Raw genomic sequence first — 15886 nt, forward strand, 5'->3', positions numbered from 1 at the left:
CATGGACCAGCTGGACCAGCACATCGTCATCGACTGGACGTCCTGCCGGGGCCACGGCCTGTGCGCGGAACTCCTGCCGGAACACATCGCCCTCGACGAATGGGGTTACCCCCTGGTCGGCGGCGCCCCGGTCCCGGCCGGCACGGTGCGACGGGCCCGGCGGGCAGCCGCCGACTGCCCGGTCCTCGCCCTGGCGTTGACTCCGGGGCGGGCGGGCTGACGGGAGGGCAGGAGGATCAGCACACCTCGGCCACGAGGAAGCACGAACGCGCGCACCTCCTCGCCTGGCTGGCGGCGCTGCACGCGTCGAGCACGGTCGTCACTCCGGCCGTCGGCGCCGGACCGGACGGCACCCACCTGCTGCGACCTGTGGCCGGAGGACGGCAGGCGTCCTGGCGTCTTCCCCCCAGGGGCATCCCGCTGTTCGCGCATGTGCCGTACACGGAGCGCGCCACCGGCCACCTGCAACGGGACTGCCCCAGCGCCGCGGAGCAGGCCGCCCACGTCCGGCCGCCCACATCCGCAGTCACACCCGCCTGCCGGCCCTTGAGGGGACTCTGTTCGCCGCCCTCGCCAAGAGGCGGCCGCATGCGCGATCGACCGAGCGCTGACACCGCTCGGCAGGGGCTTGGTGGCACGCCCCGCGAGACTCCGGCCGGCAGGCTCGGCAGGCTCGGGAGGTACGTCGGCCGGACCCACGGCAGGGGGGATCTCCGGCAGGGGAGCGCCGTCCCGTCCGCGGCCGCGTGGCGACCGGGCGGGCCCGCCACCCGGTGGCCCGGCGACCGGGCGGGCCCGCCACCCGGTGGCCCGGCGACCGGGCGGCCCGCCCCGGCCCCGCTACAGCCAGCCCGCGAACTCCAAGAGCAGTTCGGCGTCCCGTGTCCGACCGACCCGGCGCGCCCGCACACCCGACTCCACGGCCCGGAAGAGCGTCCAGCCGCGCAGCCGCTCCTGGTCGAGCTCCAGGGACTCCGCGAGCCGCTTCACCCGGCGCCGGATCGTCGACGCCCCGGACGGCGAGGCGATCAGGTCCTCCACCCGGTCGCGGACCAGCCGGGCCAGGTCGAAGGCGCACTCGCCGACCACCGGATCCGGGCCCACGGCCAGCCACGGCGTCCGCTCACCGGCCAGCACCTTGCTCTGCCGGAACGTACCGTGCAGCAGCCGGTGCTCGGGCGGTGCAGCCAGCAGCTCCGCACGGACGGCGAGCGCCGCGTCCACCAGGGCGGTCACCTCCGGCTGCGCCTCGGCGCTCGCCCGCATCGCCGCCGCCTGCCGTGCCGTCCGGTCGGCCACGGACTCGAAGGAATGACCGTCAGGCGGCTCCACCCACAGCCGCCGCAGCGTCCCCGCCGCCTCCAGCAGGGCTTTGGCCTCCGCCAGCGACCGCACCGACACATCGGGATGCAGCCGCTCCAGCAGCAGCGCCCCCGCGGTCTGCGGTCCTTCCAGCAACTGGACGGCGCCCAGGCCGCCCCAGTGCGCCAGCGCGGCCCGCTCGGCCTCCGGCCGGAACCGGGGCGGGGCCAGCTTCAGTACGGCGGGCGTGCCGTCCACCCGGCGTACGAGCACGACCAGACTGCTCCGGCCGCCCGGTACCTGCACCCGGTCGACGGTCAACTCGCGTAGCGCCACGGCCTGTCGGGCCGCCTCCGGCAGCTTCTCCAACCAGCCGTCACCGTCCGGTGCCGTCTCACCGAGCGCCCTGACCAGACGCTGCGGCGGTTCGAAAGCCATGCGCGAGTCGTTCCCTTCGCTCTTCGGGTCAAGCCGCCGGTGTCCCCGAGGGCGCTGCCGCCGCCGACGGCGTGGACGCTGCCGGCACGGACGCCGAGCCCGTGGCCGGATCCGTACCGGGCCGCTCGGCGAGACCAGGGAAGGCTACGCTCCCGCCGCGCCAGCGCACCGCACGGACCGCGGCCTCCCGCAGCGAAGCCACGGCCTCCCGGCGCCGTGCGTCCCCGGCTGCCCGCACCAGGTCGGAGTACACCCCGGCCACGCGTTCCTCCAGTTCGGCGGCGAGCCGGACCGCCGCCACGGAGTCCGGCACCGGGAACGGCAGCGCGTAACCGGCGCTCGCGGCGACCGGCTCGGCCCCCAGATCGCGCACCTCGCGCCCCAGCGCGTCCCGGCGCGCGCGGTGCGCGTCGTACCCCGCCCGCGCCTCGGCGCGCCGCGCCTCGCCGATCCGCCCGCCGACCACCCCGTACCCGTACACGGCGGCGTGCTCGGCGGCCAGCGCCGCCTGGAGGGCCGTCAGCTCCGCACTCGTCGCCTCACTCATCGCGTCCCCTCCGTCAGCAGATAGGCGTGCGCCGCACCGGCCGCCGCCACCGAGGCCAGCAGCCGGGCCAGTTCACCCGGGAGGTCGAGCAGCTCCGTGGCCCTGTGGTCGGCGAGCGCCCGCTCGGCGGCGGCCAGTTCGGCGAGCGCGGCCGTGTCGGTGACCGGCACGGCCGAAGCACCGGCGGCCGACGCACCGATGGCCGTGGGAGCCACCGGTGGAGCGGAGGCGGAGGTGGTGGAAGGAAGTGTGGGGGAGTTCGTGGAGGAAGCGGTGGCGGAGGGGGACGCCGTCCCGGTGCCCCCGAACGCCTCCACATGCCGGACGACCTCCGCCCGGAGCGGCTCCAGCCGCCCCGCCAGCGCCGGATGGACGGCGAGCACGGCGTCGTACCGTGCCACCAGCCCGCCGCTGTCCTGGGCCGCACGCGCGCGTGCCCGCTGGGTGACCGACGGGCCGCCGCTCGCGCTCTCCTCGGCCTCCTCCGTACCGGACGAGCAGCCCACGAGCAGCAAGGCTCCCGCGGCCGACGCGAGCAGGGATCTTCTGCGCGGCCCCGAGGGGGTGCGCGGAGGGAGGGGCAACGGCACGGCAGACGTCCTCGGGGAACTCGTACGGAACTGGCGTCCTGGTGGGCGGCGGGCCCGTGATCACCGTACCCGCGCGTCCGGCCCGCACCACTCAGCGGCACCGGCCCGCGAGGGTTCGCCACCCTCCGTGCACAGGTGGACGGCAACACACCCTGCGACCGGATACCCTTTGACCAGACACGCGCCCCATCCCACAACAGCACACGCGGCCGAGGAGTCACCCGGATGAGCACCACCCAGAGCGAGAGGCTGCGAGAGCTCCTGGAACCGCTCGTCGCCTCCCAGGGACTGGATCTGGAAGAGATCGCCGTGGACTCCGTCGGACGCAAGCGGGTGCTGAGCGTCGTCGTCGACTCCGACACCGGAGCGGACCTGGACCAGATCGCCGATGTGAGCCGCGCGCTCTCGGCGAAGCTCGACGAGACGGACGCGATGGGTGAGGGCGAGTACACCCTCGAGGTCGGCACCCCGGGCGCGGAGCGCGCTCTCACCGAACACCGGCACTACGTGCGTGCCGTCGACCGGCTGGTGCGGTTCCAACTGACCGAGGGCGGCGAGCTGGTCGCCAGGATCCTGACGGTCGACGACGAGGGGCTCGACCTCGAGGTGCCCGGCGTGAAGGGCCGCAAGGCCACCGCCCGCAGACTCTCCTTCGGTGACATCGACAAGGCACGCGTGCAGGTCGAGTTCAACCGCAAGGACAAGAGCGACAAGCACGACATCAACGAGAACGACGAGAACGAGATGGAAGAGGAGGCGTAGCCGTGGACATCGACATGAGTGCCCTGCGGGGCTTGGTGCGGGAGAAGGAGATCTCCTTCGACCTGCTGGTCGAGGCGATCGAGTCGGCCCTCCTCATCGCCTACCACCGCACCGAGGGAAGCCGCCGTCACGCGCGTGTGGAGCTCAACCGGGAGACCGGACATGTGACCGTGTGGGCGAAGGAGGACCCCGAGGACCTCGAGGAGGGGCAGGAGCCCCGCCCGTTCGACGACACCCCGTCCGACTTCGGGCGTATCGCGGCCACCACGGCCAAACAGGTGATCCTGCAGCGCCTGCGCGACGCCGAGGACGACGCGACGCTCGGCGAGTACGCGGGCCGTGAGGGCGACATCGTCACCGGCGTGGTCCAGCAGGGCCGCGACCCGAAGAACGTGCTCGTGGACATCGGCAGGCTGGAGGCCATCCTGCCCGTGCAGGAGCAGGTCCCCGGCGAGACGTACCCGCACGGCCTGCGCCTGCGCTCGTACGTCGTCCGGGTGGCCAAGGGGGTGCGCGGCCCGTCCGTGACGCTCTCCCGTACGCACCCCAATCTGGTGAAGAAGCTCTTCGCCCTGGAGGTGCCGGAGATCGCCGACGGTTCGGTCGAGATCGCCGCCATCGCACGTGAGGCCGGTCACCGTACGAAGATCGCCGTCAGGTCCACCCGTTCGGGTCTGAACGCCAAGGGTGCCTGCATCGGCCCCATGGGCGGCCGGGTGCGCAACGTGATGGGCGAGCTGAACGGTGAGAAAATCGACATCGTCGACTGGTCGGACGACCCGGCCGAGATGGTGGCGAACGCGCTGTCCCCGGCCCGGGTCTCCAAGGTCGAGGTCGTCGACCTCGCGGCCCGCTCTGCGCGGGTGACGGTGCCCGACTACCAGCTTTCCCTGGCGATCGGCAAGGAAGGCCAGAACGCCCGGCTCGCCGCCCGACTGACCGGCTGGCGCATCGACATCCGTCCGGACGTCGAACAGCCCACCGAGCAGCGCCGGGCAGCGGGGGAATAGATCTCGGCCTCCCGGGGCTCAGATCACGACAGATGTGACGCGGCAAGTGTTCGAAGCCTGACCCGAAGGGGTGAGGTCGCCGCGAGGAGGTAGACTTAATAGTGTCTGGCCGGACGCACGCCGGAGCACGCCCTGAACGCACCTGTGTGGGGTGCCGGGAGCGGGCGGCCAAGACGGAGCTGCTGCGCATCGTGGCGATCAAGGACGCATGCGTCCCCGATCCACGCGGTACGCTGCCCGGCCGGGGTGCGTATCTGCATCCCGCCCCGGTCTGTCTCGACCAGGCGGTACGCCGCCGGGCGTTCACGAGGGCGTTGCGAGCCCCGGGAGCGCTCGACACAAAGGTGTTGCGCCAGTACGTCGAGCAGACGACCGTTGCCGAACAGGCAACACCGTAAGAAGGCGTCGCACGGAACCTCCGTGCGGCTCTGGTACCCCGCGAGTTGGAAGTAGGTCGAGATTGCGATGAGCACTCGATGAGCACGCGATGAGTACGCCCATGAAGTAGCGACGGTCCGGACACACCCGGACCTAAAAGGAGCGAAGTGGCTAAGGTCCGGGTATACGAACTCGCCAAGGAGTTCGGGGTGGAGAGCAAGGCTGTCATGGCCAAGCTCCAGGAACTCGGTGAATTCGTCCGTTCGGCGTCTTCGACCATCGAAGCGCCCGTTGTCCGCAAACTGACTGACGCCTTCCAGGGCGGCGGCAAGCCCGCCCCGCGCAAGGCAGCCCCCAGGCCCGGCGCGCCGTCCCCGGCGCAAGGTGCCCGTCCGGGCCCGGCCGCACCGCGGCCGGCCGCCCCCAAGCCTCCCGCGGCGCAGACGCCCGCGGCCCCGGCTGCTCCGGCGGCCCCGGCCGCCTCGTCGGCCCCCGCACCGGCGGCCTCCGGCCCGCGTCCGGGTCCCAAGCCCGCGCCGCGTCCGGCCCCCGCCGCCCCGGAGTTCACCGCTCCGCCGGCTGCTCCGGCTCCGGCCGCTTCGGCTCCGGCTGCTTCGGACGCCCCCGCCGCTCCGGCCCAGTCGTCCGGCCCGAGGCCGGCCTCCCAGGGTCCGCGCCCCGGCGCGCCCCGTCCCGGTGGCCGTCCCGCGCCCGGTCAGGGCCAGGACCGTGGCGACCGCGGTGACCGTGGTGACCGTGGTGACCGCGGTCAGGGTCGTCCGGCCGCCGCGCAGGGCCAGCGCCCCGGTGGCGCCGGTGCCCCGCGTCCGGGCGGTGCCCGTCCCACGGGTCCGCGTCCGGGCAACAACCCCTTCACGTCCGGCGGCAACGCCGGTATGGCGCGCCCCCAGGCGCCCCGTCCGCAGGGCGCCCCGCGTCCCGGCGGCCCCGGTGGCGCTCCCGGCGCCGGTCCCCGTCCGCAGGGCGCCGGTGGCCAGGGCGGCGGTCCCCGTCCGCAGTCTCCGGGCGGCGCTCGTCCGGCTCCGGGCGGCATGCCCCGCCCGCAGGGCGCAGGTCCCGGCGGTCCGCGTCCCGGCGGCGGTCCGCGTCCCAACCCCGGCATGATGCCGCAGCGTCCCGCTGCCGGCCCGCGTCCCGGCGGTGGCCCCGGTGGCCGCGGTCCGGGTGGCGGCGGCGGTGCCGGTCGTCCCGGCGGCGGCGGTCGTCCCGGTGGCGGCGGCTTCGCAGGTCGTCCGGCCGGTCCCGGTGGCGGCGCGCGTCCGGGTGGCGGCGGCGGTTTCGCCGGTCGTCCCGGTGGCGGTGGCCCCGGCGGCGGTGGCGGCTTCGGTGGCGGCGGTGGCCGTCCCGGCTTCGGCGGTCGTCCCGGCGGTCCGGGTGCCCGTGGTGGCACACAGGGCGCCTTCGGCCGTCCCGGTGGTCCCGCGCGTCGCGGTCGCAAGTCGAAGCGTCAGAGGCGCCAGGAGTACGAGGCCATGCAGGCCCCGTCGGTCGGCGGCGTCATGCTGCCTCGCGGCAACGGACAGTCCGTCCGCCTGTCGCGTGGTGCGTCCCTGACCGACTTCGCCGAGAAGATCGGCGCCAACCCGGCGTCGCTCGTCGGCGTGATGATGAACCTCGGCGAGATGGTCACCGCCACGCAGTCCGTCTCCGACGAGACGCTGAAGCTCCTCGCGGACGAGATGAACTTCGTCCTCGAGATCGTCAGCCCCGAGGAGGAGGACCGCGAGCTGCTCGAGTCCTTCGACATCGAGTTCGGCGAGGACGAGGGTGGCGAGGAGTTCCTCGTCGCGCGTCCGCCGGTCGTGACCGTCATGGGTCACGTCGACCACGGTAAGACCCGACTGCTCGACACCATCCGCAAGACGAACGTCATCGCGGGCGAGGCCGGCGGCATCACGCAGCACATCGGTGCGTACCAGGTCGCCACCGAGGTCAACGGTGAAGAGCGCAGGATCACCTTCATCGACACACCGGGTCACGAGGCGTTCACCGCCATGCGTGCCCGTGGTGCCAAGTCGACCGACATCGCGATCCTCGTGGTGGCGGCCAACGACGGTGTGATGCCCCAGACGATCGAGGCGCTGAACCACGCCAAGGCGGCCGACGTGCCGATCGTGGTCGCGGTCAACAAGATCGACGTCGAGGGCGCCGACCCGACCAAGGTGCGCGGTCAGCTCACCGAGTTCGGTCTGGTGGCCGAGGAGTACGGCGGCGACACGATGTTCGTCGACATCTCCGCCAAGCAGGGCCTCAACATCGAGAGCCTGCTGGAGGCCGTGGTCCTGACCGCGGACGCCTCGCTCGACCTGCGGGCCAACCCGGAGCAGGACGCGCAGGGTATTGCGATCGAGTCCCACCTCGACAAGGGCCGCGGCGCCGTCGCGACCGTCCTGGTCCAGCGAGGCACCCTGCGGGTCGGCGACACCATGGTCGTCGGCGACGCGTACGGCCGTGTCCGCGCGATGCTCGACGACAAGGGCGACAACGTGGAAGAGGCGGGTCCCTCGACCCCGGTCCTCGTCCTCGGTCTCACCAACGTCCCGGGCGCCGGCGACAACTTCCTGGTTGTCGACGAGGACCGCACGGCACGTCAGATCGCCGAGAAGCGCGCGGCGCGTGAGCGCAACGCCAACTTCGCCCGGCGTGGAGTCCGGTTCTCCCTGGAGAACCTGGACGAGGCGCTCAAGGCCGGTCTGGTGCAGGAACTCAACCTCATCATCAAGGGCGACGCGTCCGGTTCGGTGGAGGCTCTCGAGTCCTCGCTGCTCCAGCTCGACGTCGGCGAAGAGGTCGACATCCGCGTCCTGCACCGCGGTGTGGGTGCGGTCACCGAGTCGGACATCGACCTGGCGACCGGCTCCGACGCCATCGTCATCGGCTTCAACGTCCGTGCGGCCGGTCGTGCCGCGCAGATGGCGGAGCGCGAGGGCGTGGACGTCCGGTACTACTCGGTGATCTACCAGGCCATCGAGGAGATCGAGGCGGCCCTGAAGGGCATGCTGAAGCCGGAGTACGAGGAGGTCGAGCTCGGCACGGCGGAGATCCGCGAGGTCTTCAAGTCGTCCAAGCTGGGCAACATCGCCGGTGTCCTGGTCCGCTCGGGCGAGGTCAAGCGCAACACCAAGGCGCGCCTCGTCCGCGACGGCAAGGTCATCGCGGAAAGCCTCAACATCTCCGGGCTGCGTCGCTTCAAGGACGACGTCACCGAGATCCGCGAAGGCTTCGAGGGCGGTATCAACCTCGGCAACTTCAACGACATCAAGATCGACGACGTCATCGCGACGTACGAGATGCGGGAGAAGCCGCGGGTGTAAGCACCCATGGTCCGTACCGGCCGGCGGGGGATCGTTCCCCGCCGGCCGGTCCGGCGTCCGGCGGACGCACGGGCGGGTAAAACCCCGTCGAGTCACCGCCGGGAACGCTGTACCGTTCCTGATGTCCCTGTCCCATGGCGGCAGGGCCATCGATCCCGTACCGGCGGGTGAACCGGTTACACATGTACGTGGGGACTCTGTCCTTCGACCTCCTCCTCGGCGACGTACATTCGCTGAAGGAGAAGCGCTCCGTCGTCCGTCCGATCGTCGCCGAGCTCCAGCGCAAGTACGCGGTGAGCGCGGCCGAGGTGGACAACCAGGACCTCCACCGCAGGGCCGTGATCGGCCTCGCCGTGGTCTCCGGTGACGCGGAGCACCTGACCGATGTACTGGACCGGTGCGAACGGCTGGTCGCCGGGCGCCCCGAAGTGGAGCTGCTGTCGGTCAGACGCCGCTTCCACGGCGAAGACGACTGACCGACCGACCACGCAAACGCAAGAGAAGAAGAAAGAACGGGAGACGGACCAGTGGCCGACAACGCGCGCGCCAAGAGGCTGGCGGACCTCATCCAGCAGGTGGTGGCCCAGAAGCTGCAGCGCGGGATCAAGGACCCGCGGCTCGGCTCCCATGTCACCATCACGGACACCCGGGTCACGGGTGACCTCAGGGAGGCCACGGTCTTCTACACCGTGTACGGGGACGACGAGGAGCGGGCGGCCGCGGCCGCCGGCCTGGAGAGCGCCAAGGGCGTCCTGCGCTCCGAGGTGGGCCGCGCCGCGGGCGTGAAGTTCACGCCGACGCTGGCCTTCGTCGCCGACGCACTGCCGGACAACGCCCGCACCATCGACGACCTCCTCGACAAGGCGCGTGCCGCCGACGAGAAGGTCCGCGAGGTGTCCGCGGGTGCCGGGTACGCCGGCGAGGCCGACCCGTACAAGAAGCCCGGTGACGAGGACGAGACGGACGACTCCACCGAATGAACCGCAAGCACACCCCGCCCGACGGCCTTGTCATCGTCGACAAGCCGTCGGGCTTCACTTCGCACGACGTCGTGGCCAAGATGCGGGGGATCGCCAAGACCCGCCGCGTCGGCCACGCCGGCACACTCGACCCGATGGCGACGGGCGTCCTCGTCCTCGGCATCGAGAGGGCGACGAAACTCCTCGGGCACCTGGCGCTCACCGAGAAGGAGTACCTGGGCACGATCCGGCTCGGCCGGACGACCCTGACGGACGACGCGGAGGGCGAGATCACGGGGTCCACGGACGCCTCGAAGGTCACCCGGGAAGCGATCGACGCGGGCATCGCCGAGCTCAGCGGCGACATCATGCAGGTGCCGTCCAAGGTCAGCGCCATCAAGATCAACGGCGTCCGCTCCTACAAGCGGGCCCGCGACGGCGAGGACTTCGAGATCCCGGCCCGCCCGGTCACCGTCTCCTCCTTCTCGGTGTACGACGTCCGGGACGCCGTCGCCGAGGACGGCACCCCGGTCCTCGACCTGGTCGTGTCCGTCGTCTGCTCCTCCGGCACCTACATCCGGGCCCTCGCCCGCGACCTGGGCGCCGGTCTCGGCGTCGGCGGCCACCTCACCGCCCTGCGCCGCACCCGCGTCGGCCCCTACAAGCTGGACTCGGCGAAGACGCTCGACCAGCTCCAGCAGGAGCTGACCGTGATGCCGGTAGCCGAGGCGGCCACCGCCGCGTTCCCCCGCTGGAACGTGGACGCCAAGCGCGCCCAGCTGCTCACCAACGGCGTACGCCTGGAGATGCCCGACGAGTACGCCGGCGCGGGCGCCGTAGCCGTCTTCGACCCCGAGGGCCGCTTCCTGGCCCTGGTGGAGGAGCAGAAGGGCAAGGCCAAGAGCCTGGCCGTCTTCGGCGGCTAACGGCCCGAGGCACGTCTTCCGGTGCCCGAGGCGCGTCCCCCGTGTACCGAGACGCGTTCCGGGACCGGCGGTTCCGAGGTGCCCGTGGAGCGGCGAACACGGGGTTGTGCTGCGCCGCCGCTCCACGGTCCCCCCTCGGTTCCCCCACTCCTAGGGTGTGTCCGACGGCCCCCCTTCATTCACCCGTCCGGGCAGGCGCTCGGAGTGAACCGAGGGAGCGCAGGGGGGCGCGTTCGTTCCGCGATCTGTCCTGCTGATCATTCCGCCCCTACCGTCGGACACAGAACACGCGGGCGGGGCGGGAGGTACGACGATGGCGGGACGAGGCGGCCCGCGGACACCGCGGCACGACTCCCAGCGGGGCGCGAGCCGGTACCAGCCGGCGGATTCTCCCGATTCCTCGGGCTCTCCGGGCTCCTCGGGCTCTCCGGGCTCTCCCCTCGGCTCCTTGGGTTCCTCCTCCGGCTCCCTGGGTTCCTTGGACTCCTCGGACTGCCCCCTGGGCTCCTCCTCCGGCTTCTCGGACTTTCCGGACGCGTCTGTCGCCCCTGCCGCCGATGGCTCTCTCGTCCGCATCCGCGACCTCGCCGGCCGGCCGCGCGGCACCGGCTTCGTCGCCGACCACCACGGCACGGTGATCACCAGCCATGAGGCGGTCGACGGCCTGCCAGGGCTCGTCCTGTGCGCCGACGGCGACCGCAGCTGCGTGGTGACCGCCGACGCGGTCACCCCCCTCCCGGACCTCGACCTGGCGCTCGTACGCACCGAGGGCCTCGGCGTGGGCCCGCTGCCGGTCACCGTGCGGGACGGTGTCGAGACCGGCAGGTACGTACGGCTGGCCGCCGGCTGCTGGCGCGAGGCGCGGGTGCTGGCCGAGACATCCGTGACGTACACGGCCACGGACCGCTTCCACCTCCTCGACGGCGCCCTGGAGCTGGCGATCGGCACGGCGGGCCGGGACGCGCTGCGGCTGGGCGGGGGCGCGGCCGGGGGACCGGTCCTCGACGCCGAGACCGGAGCGGTCGTCGCCGTCCTCGGCACGGCGCTCCAGTCCGGCCACCGCGAGGTCGGCTTCGCGGTGCCCCTGCGTCCCGGCGTTCCGGCCACCGACGCCGACGGTGTTGACTCACCACCGAGCGGCGGCGGCGACCTGGCGACGACGCCGTCCGCGGGAGTGGGGGAGGCGCTGGCTGGTGCTGGTGCTGGTGCTGGTGCTGGTGCTGGTGCTGGTGCTGGTGCTGGTGGCGGTGCCGGTGGTGGCCGTGGCCGTAGCCATGGCGGTGTGGCGGGGGCAGGGACCGCGTGGGATGCGGGAGCTCCCGCCGACGGGCCGCTTGCCGAACTGCTCGCCCGCAACGCGGCCACCGTGCCCGCGTACGGCGTCGACCTCAACCTGGCGGGTCTCCTCGAGCTGACGGCCACCTCGGTTGCTTCGGACGGCCCGCCCGGAGCGCTGCCCGGCCACCTCGGCCGCACCGGAACCGATTCCTTCGCCGCCGGGGTGGAACCGGTCGAACGCGGCTTTCTCGCAAGGGAGTTCGCGGTTTTCGCGGCGAGCCCGGCGGCCGTCCTCGCCCTCGTCGGCGCACCGGGCAGCGGCCGTACGACGGCCCTGGCCGCCCTCGCCGCACGCCGCGCCCGGGGGGCTCAGCCGGCCCCCACCCTGTGGCTGCGCGGCGCCGACCTGAGGGACGGGGACGACTCACTCGCCGACGCGGCCTGCCGTGCCCTGGACCGTGCGGCCCGCATCGTGACGGCCTCGGGGTCGGGGTCGGGGTCGGCGTCGAGGCCGGGACCGGGCTCGGGACGGGCCTCGGTACCGGGAGGGGTATCCGCCTCGGGTTCGACTTTGCGCTCGGGTTCGGACTCGGCATCGGGTTCGGAGTCAGCATCGGGGTGGGGGTCGGCACCGGGCTCGGGATGGGCCTCGGTACCGGGACGGGCATCGGCCTCGGGTTCGACCGTGCGCTCGGACTCGGGCTCGGTGTCCGGCTCGGTGTCGGGTTCGGGGTGGGGGCATGGCTCCGGCTCGGCCGGGTCTGCCCTGGCCTGTGGCCTCGGTGACGTCACGCCGGAGCGGCTCGCACGACTGGCCCGGGCCGTCGGGCGCCCCCTGCTGCTGCTCCTCGACGGGCCCGAGGAGATGCCGTCGGCCCTGGCCCACCGGCTCGCCGAGTGGACCGAGGGCACGGCCGACTGGCTGCGGGAGACGGGGACGCGGCTGGTGGTGGCGTGCCGGGGGGAGTACTGGGAACGGGTCGGCGCCGACTTCCCGCCCGAGCTGCTGTACGGGACCGCGGCGGCCGGGGACGCGCTGCCGCCCTGCGTCCGCCTCGGCGACCTCACGGCCGACGAGGCGCGCGAGGCCCGCGCCCGGTACTCCGTGCCCGAGGCCGCCCTGGCCGCCCCCGACGACCGGCACCCCCTCACCCTCCGTCTGCTCTCCGAGGTCCGTGCCGCCCTCCCGGCCCCGCAGGCCCCGGCCCCCGTCGACCGGGACGACGTCCTCTCCGCGTACCTCGACCTGATGTGCCTGCGCGTCGCGGTCCGCCTGGCCGCCGAGAACGGGCTGCGCGGCACCGCCGTACGACGCCTCGCGGCGAAGGTCTCCGGCCAGGTGCACGAAGCCGCCCGTCGCAGCCTCGGGCCGGGACAGGGCGAACTGGACCGGGCGTCGTTCGAGGCGGTGTTCCCCTGGGGGCGGGCACCGGCCCGGCTCGGCGGCGGCGTCGGCTGGGCGTCCGCCGTGCTCACCGAGGGCCTCCTCGTGCCGGCGGGCCATGGCTACCGCTTCGCCCACGAGGAACTCGCCGACTGGATCCAGGGCCTCCACCTCGACCTGGACGAGGCGCTGCGCGCCCTGGTCCACCGCCGTCGCACGCCCGACGGGAGGCCCCCGCTGCCCGTCCCGCACCACCGGGTCGGCCCCGTCGTGCAGGCCCTGCTGCTCCTCGCCCGCCAGCAGGGGCCACATCAACTCGCCCTGAGGTTGCGTGAGTTGATTCATGCCCTGGACGCCGACCCGGACTCGTGGTGGGCCGCCAGGCTGCTCACCGAGACCTTGCAGCGCGTCCCGGACGCGACGCCGTACACGGGTGTCCTGCGTCTGCTGGCGGACCTGATCGGCGCGGGTGCCCAGCCGCACGGCCGGTTCGTGGACTTCGGCCCGGCGTTCTGGGCGGAACTCGCGCTGCCGCCCGACGCCCGTCTCGACCTCCTGCGCCGGCTGGTCCCCGCCGACGGGGCCCCGCACCACGCGGACGCCCCCCGCTACCTGGACGCCGTCGCCCGGCTGCTCGCCGCCGACGCCAACGCCGTACAGCCGTACCTCGCCCGCTGGTTCGACGACGAGCGGCCGCTGCCCGCGACCCCGCACGCCACCGTGGCGACGGCCGCGCAGGCGCTGCTGCACACCCACCGGCACCAGGCGCTGGACGACCTGACGGAGGTCCTCGTCGACTGCGCGCACCCCCGCGCCGACGAGCTGCTCGCCGTACTGGCGGAGGAGGAGCCGTCCGCGCTGTGCCGGGCCGTCGACCGGTGGTCGCACGACGAGCGGTCGGCCCGGCGGGTCGCGGCGGTGACGTACGGACTGCGCACCGCCCCGCACATCGGGACGGAGGCCGACCGCCGACTGCTGCGCCACGCGGCCCTGGCGCTGCTCGCCCGCCCCACCGACCGCACCCTGCACGGGGGTGCCCTCGCGCTCCTCGTCCGGGACCCGGAGACCCGCTCCCGGCATCTCCCGCAGGCACTGGAGCGGTTCACGGCGGGCGATCCGCAGCTGCCGCCGAGCACCCTGCTCGCCGCCCTCAGCACCCACCCCGAGCAGGTCCTGGACGCCTTCCGGTCCCGTCTGCGCGGTCCCGGCCGTGCGGACACCGGCAGCATCCTGCGCGCGCTCGCCGACGTCACCACACCCGCCCTGGCCCACCGGGTCGCCGCCCTCGTCCGGGAGACGGTGGAGCGGCGACCGGAGGCCGCCGGGCACGTGGCCGAGCACGTCGACCGGCGTCTCGACCAGGGCCCCGCGGCCAGGGCCGTCCTCCTGCCGCTGGTCACGGGGATGCTGGACGCCGACGGGCCCGAGCAGGTGCGGGCCGCCCTGGCCGGTGTGGTGGCCGCGCCCGGCCTTCCGGAGTCCCGCCCCCTCCGTGACGAGCTCCTGGAACACCTCCTCACCCGCGAGAGTGCCCCGGCGGTCCTGGACGCCGTGCTGCACGCGGCCGCCGGGCGCAGCGGCGAGGAACTGCGCGCTCTCGTCCACCGCACCGGCCTGCTCCTGGTGCGCACCCCCGAGGGCGCGACCCGCTTCGACCGGGGCCTGGTGGAGCTGGCCCGGCACGTCCCGGGCTTCGCGGCGCAGGTGGTGGACTGGCTCACGCAGGCGCCGGGGGAGTGGGCGGCGGTGGTCGGCCCCAGCGCCCGCCGGATGATCGAGAACGTGGCGGGGACGCGGGTGCCCGCGTGACGCGTCGTTCGCACGCGTCGCCGTCGTGGCCCGGCACGTGGGCAGGGTCACGTGGGCAGGGTCACAGCCCCCATGCCGATGCGGGCCGTAAGCACCCGGCATGGCACCCTTAGTCCTGCGTAAGAGGCAATGTCAGTTACGGACACGGGTTCGAGGAGCGGTCACAGTGCAGCGCTGGCGTGGCTTGGAGGACATCCCCGAGGACTGGGGACGCAGCGTCGTCACCATCGGGTCCTACGACGGGGTCCACCGCGGGCACCAGCTGATCATCCGGCACGCCGTGGACCGCGCCCGTGAACTGGGGATTCCCGCCGTCGTCGTCACCTTCGACCCGCATCCCAGCGAGGTCGTCCGCCCCGGCAGCCACCCGCCGCTGCTCGCCCCGCACCACCGCCGCGCCGAACTGATGGCGGAACTGGGCGTGGACGCGTCGTTGATCCTTCCGTTCACCACGGAGTTCTCGAAGCTGTCCCCCGCTGACTTCGTGGTCAAGGTCCTGGTCGACAAGCTGCACGCCAAGGCGGTCGTGGAAGGTCCGAACTTCCGCTTCGGCCACAAGGCCGCGGGCGACGTCGAGTTCCTCACCGAGCAGGGCAAGGTCTACGACTTCGACGTCGAGGTCGTCGACCTGGTGCTGTGCGGTGAGGCGGGCGGCGGTCAGCCGTTCTCCTCGACGCTGACCCGGCGGCTGGTCGCCGAGGGCGATCTCGCGGGCGCCGGTGAGATCCTCGGCCGCCCGCACCGGGTGGAGGGGATCGTGGTGCGCGGGGCGCAGCGGGGGCGCGAACTCGGCTTCCCGACGGCCAACGTCGAAACGCTGCCCCACACCGCGATCCCGGCGGACGGCGTCTACGCGGGCTGGCTGCACGCGAACGGCGAGGCGATGCCGGCCGCGATCTCCGTCGGCACCAACCCGCAGTTCGACGGCACCGAGCGCACGGTGGAGGCGTACGCCATCGACCGTGTCGGCCTCGACCTCTACGGCCTGCACGTCGCCGTCGACTTCCTCGCCTTCGTGCGCGGCCAGGCGAAGTTCGACTCGCTGGACGGGCTGCTGGAACAGATGGCGGTGGACGTGCGGCGGTGCAAGGAACTGGTGGCGGCGCAGCAGTAGCCGCCCCACGGGCTCGACCCATGAACGGCCGAAGGGCGGCCGGTGTCCCAGGAC

Annotated in this window: 13 protein-coding genes; 10 read left to right on the forward strand and 3 right to left on the reverse strand. The window is 73.3% G+C overall.

Features of this window, described 5'->3' with window-relative positions; genetic code table 11:
- Position 1: 1 nt before the first annotated feature.
- A complete protein-coding gene (locus ACFWBB_RS31295; protein WP_385279029.1) occupies positions 2–220 on the forward strand; it encodes a ferredoxin in 219 nt (72 codons plus the stop codon).
- Positions 221–840: 620 nt separating this feature from the next.
- On the opposite strand, the gene ACFWBB_RS31300 is transcribed toward ACFWBB_RS31295, so the two are convergent.
- The 3 genes from ACFWBB_RS31300 to ACFWBB_RS31310 are packed head-to-tail and all read right to left on the reverse strand — an operon-like array spanning position 841 to position 2877.
- A complete protein-coding gene (locus ACFWBB_RS31300; RefSeq protein WP_385279031.1) occupies positions 841–1740 on the reverse strand; it encodes an aminoglycoside phosphotransferase family protein in 900 nt (299 codons plus the stop codon).
- A gap of 28 nt (positions 1741–1768) precedes the next feature.
- Positions 1769–2287 carry a ferritin-like domain-containing protein gene (locus ACFWBB_RS31305; RefSeq protein ID WP_385279033.1) on the reverse strand — a complete coding sequence of 173 codons (519 nt, stop codon included), beginning with the start codon at positions 2285–2287 and terminating at the stop codon, positions 1769–1771.
- The gene (locus ACFWBB_RS31310) at positions 2284–2877 is read right to left on the reverse strand and encodes a hypothetical protein (RefSeq protein ID WP_385279038.1); all 594 of its coding nucleotides are present in this window, start codon (positions 2875–2877) and stop codon (positions 2284–2286) included. The genes ACFWBB_RS31305 and ACFWBB_RS31310 overlap by 4 nt, the downstream gene beginning before the upstream one ends.
- A 225-nt stretch (positions 2878–3102) precedes the next feature.
- On the opposite strand from ACFWBB_RS31310, the gene rimP reads away from it, so the two are divergent.
- The 9 genes from rimP to ACFWBB_RS31355 all read left to right on the forward strand — a co-directional run bounded on the left by rimP (position 3103) and on the right by ACFWBB_RS31355 (position 15832).
- Complete coding sequence (gene rimP, locus ACFWBB_RS31315) at positions 3103–3639, forward strand: ribosome maturation factor RimP (protein WP_385279040.1); 537 nt, start codon at positions 3103–3105, stop codon at positions 3637–3639.
- Positions 3640–3641: 2 nt separating this feature from the next.
- On the forward strand, positions 3642–4649 hold the full coding sequence (gene nusA / locus ACFWBB_RS31320) for a transcription termination factor NusA (protein WP_385279042.1): 1008 nt from the start codon (positions 3642–3644) through the stop codon (positions 4647–4649).
- A 101-nt stretch (positions 4650–4750) separates the two neighbouring features.
- On the forward strand, positions 4751–5047 hold the full coding sequence (locus tag ACFWBB_RS31325; RefSeq protein ID WP_385279044.1) for a YlxR family protein: 297 nt from the start codon (positions 4751–4753) through the stop codon (positions 5045–5047).
- A gap of 147 nt (positions 5048–5194) precedes the next feature.
- Positions 5195–8362 carry a translation initiation factor IF-2 gene (gene infB / locus ACFWBB_RS31330; RefSeq protein WP_385279046.1) on the forward strand — a complete coding sequence of 1056 codons (3168 nt, stop codon included), beginning with the start codon at positions 5195–5197 and terminating at the stop codon, positions 8360–8362.
- Positions 8363–8544: 182 nt separating this feature from the next.
- The gene (locus ACFWBB_RS31335) at positions 8545–8838 is read left to right on the forward strand and encodes a DUF503 domain-containing protein (RefSeq protein ID WP_385279048.1); all 294 of its coding nucleotides are present in this window, start codon (positions 8545–8547) and stop codon (positions 8836–8838) included.
- A 51-nt stretch (positions 8839–8889) separates the two neighbouring features.
- Positions 8890–9342: a 30S ribosome-binding factor RbfA gene (gene rbfA / locus ACFWBB_RS31340; RefSeq protein ID WP_385279050.1), complete on the forward strand. Its 453-nt coding sequence runs from the start codon at positions 8890–8892 to the stop codon at positions 9340–9342.
- Positions 9339–10247 (forward strand): tRNA pseudouridine(55) synthase TruB, encoded by a 909-nt coding sequence (gene truB / locus ACFWBB_RS31345; protein WP_385279052.1) that lies wholly within the window; start codon positions 9339–9341, stop codon positions 10245–10247. Before rbfA ends, truB begins: the two co-directional genes overlap by 4 nt.
- A gap of 574 nt (positions 10248–10821) precedes the next feature.
- Positions 10822–14718 carry a serine protease gene (locus tag ACFWBB_RS31350; protein ID WP_385279058.1) on the forward strand — a complete coding sequence of 1299 codons (3897 nt, stop codon included), beginning with the start codon at positions 10822–10824 and terminating at the stop codon, positions 14716–14718.
- A 166-nt stretch (positions 14719–14884) separates the two neighbouring features.
- Positions 14885–15832: a bifunctional riboflavin kinase/FAD synthetase gene (locus ACFWBB_RS31355; RefSeq protein ID WP_385279054.1), complete on the forward strand. Its 948-nt coding sequence runs from the start codon at positions 14885–14887 to the stop codon at positions 15830–15832.
- Positions 15833–15886: the final 54 nt, after the last annotated feature.

Source organism: Streptomyces sp. NPDC060000, from assembly GCF_042737375.1.
Taxonomy (GTDB): domain Bacteria; phylum Actinomycetota; class Actinomycetes; order Streptomycetales; family Streptomycetaceae; genus Streptomyces.

What these genes read in the sequence shown, in the direction of transcription:
- ACFWBB_RS31305 (WP_385279033.1), bottom strand. Translation starts at nt 2,287, where the DNA reads ATGAGTGAGGCGACGAGTGCGGAGCTGACGGCCCTCCAGGCGGCGCTG.
- ACFWBB_RS31300 (WP_385279031.1), bottom strand. Translation starts at nt 1,740, where the DNA reads ATGGCTTTCGAACCGCCGCAGCGTCTGGTCAGGGCGCTCGGTGAGACG.
- truB (WP_385279052.1), top strand. Translation starts at nt 9,339, where the DNA reads ATGAACCGCAAGCACACCCCGCCCGACGGCCTTGTCATCGTCGACAAG.
- ACFWBB_RS31295 (WP_385279029.1), top strand. Translation starts at nt 2, where the DNA reads ATGGACCAGCTGGACCAGCACATCGTCATCGACTGGACGTCCTGCCGG.
- rimP (WP_385279040.1), top strand. Translation starts at nt 3,103, where the DNA reads ATGAGCACCACCCAGAGCGAGAGGCTGCGAGAGCTCCTGGAACCGCTC.
- ACFWBB_RS31335 (WP_385279048.1), top strand. Translation starts at nt 8,545, where the DNA reads ATGTACGTGGGGACTCTGTCCTTCGACCTCCTCCTCGGCGACGTACAT.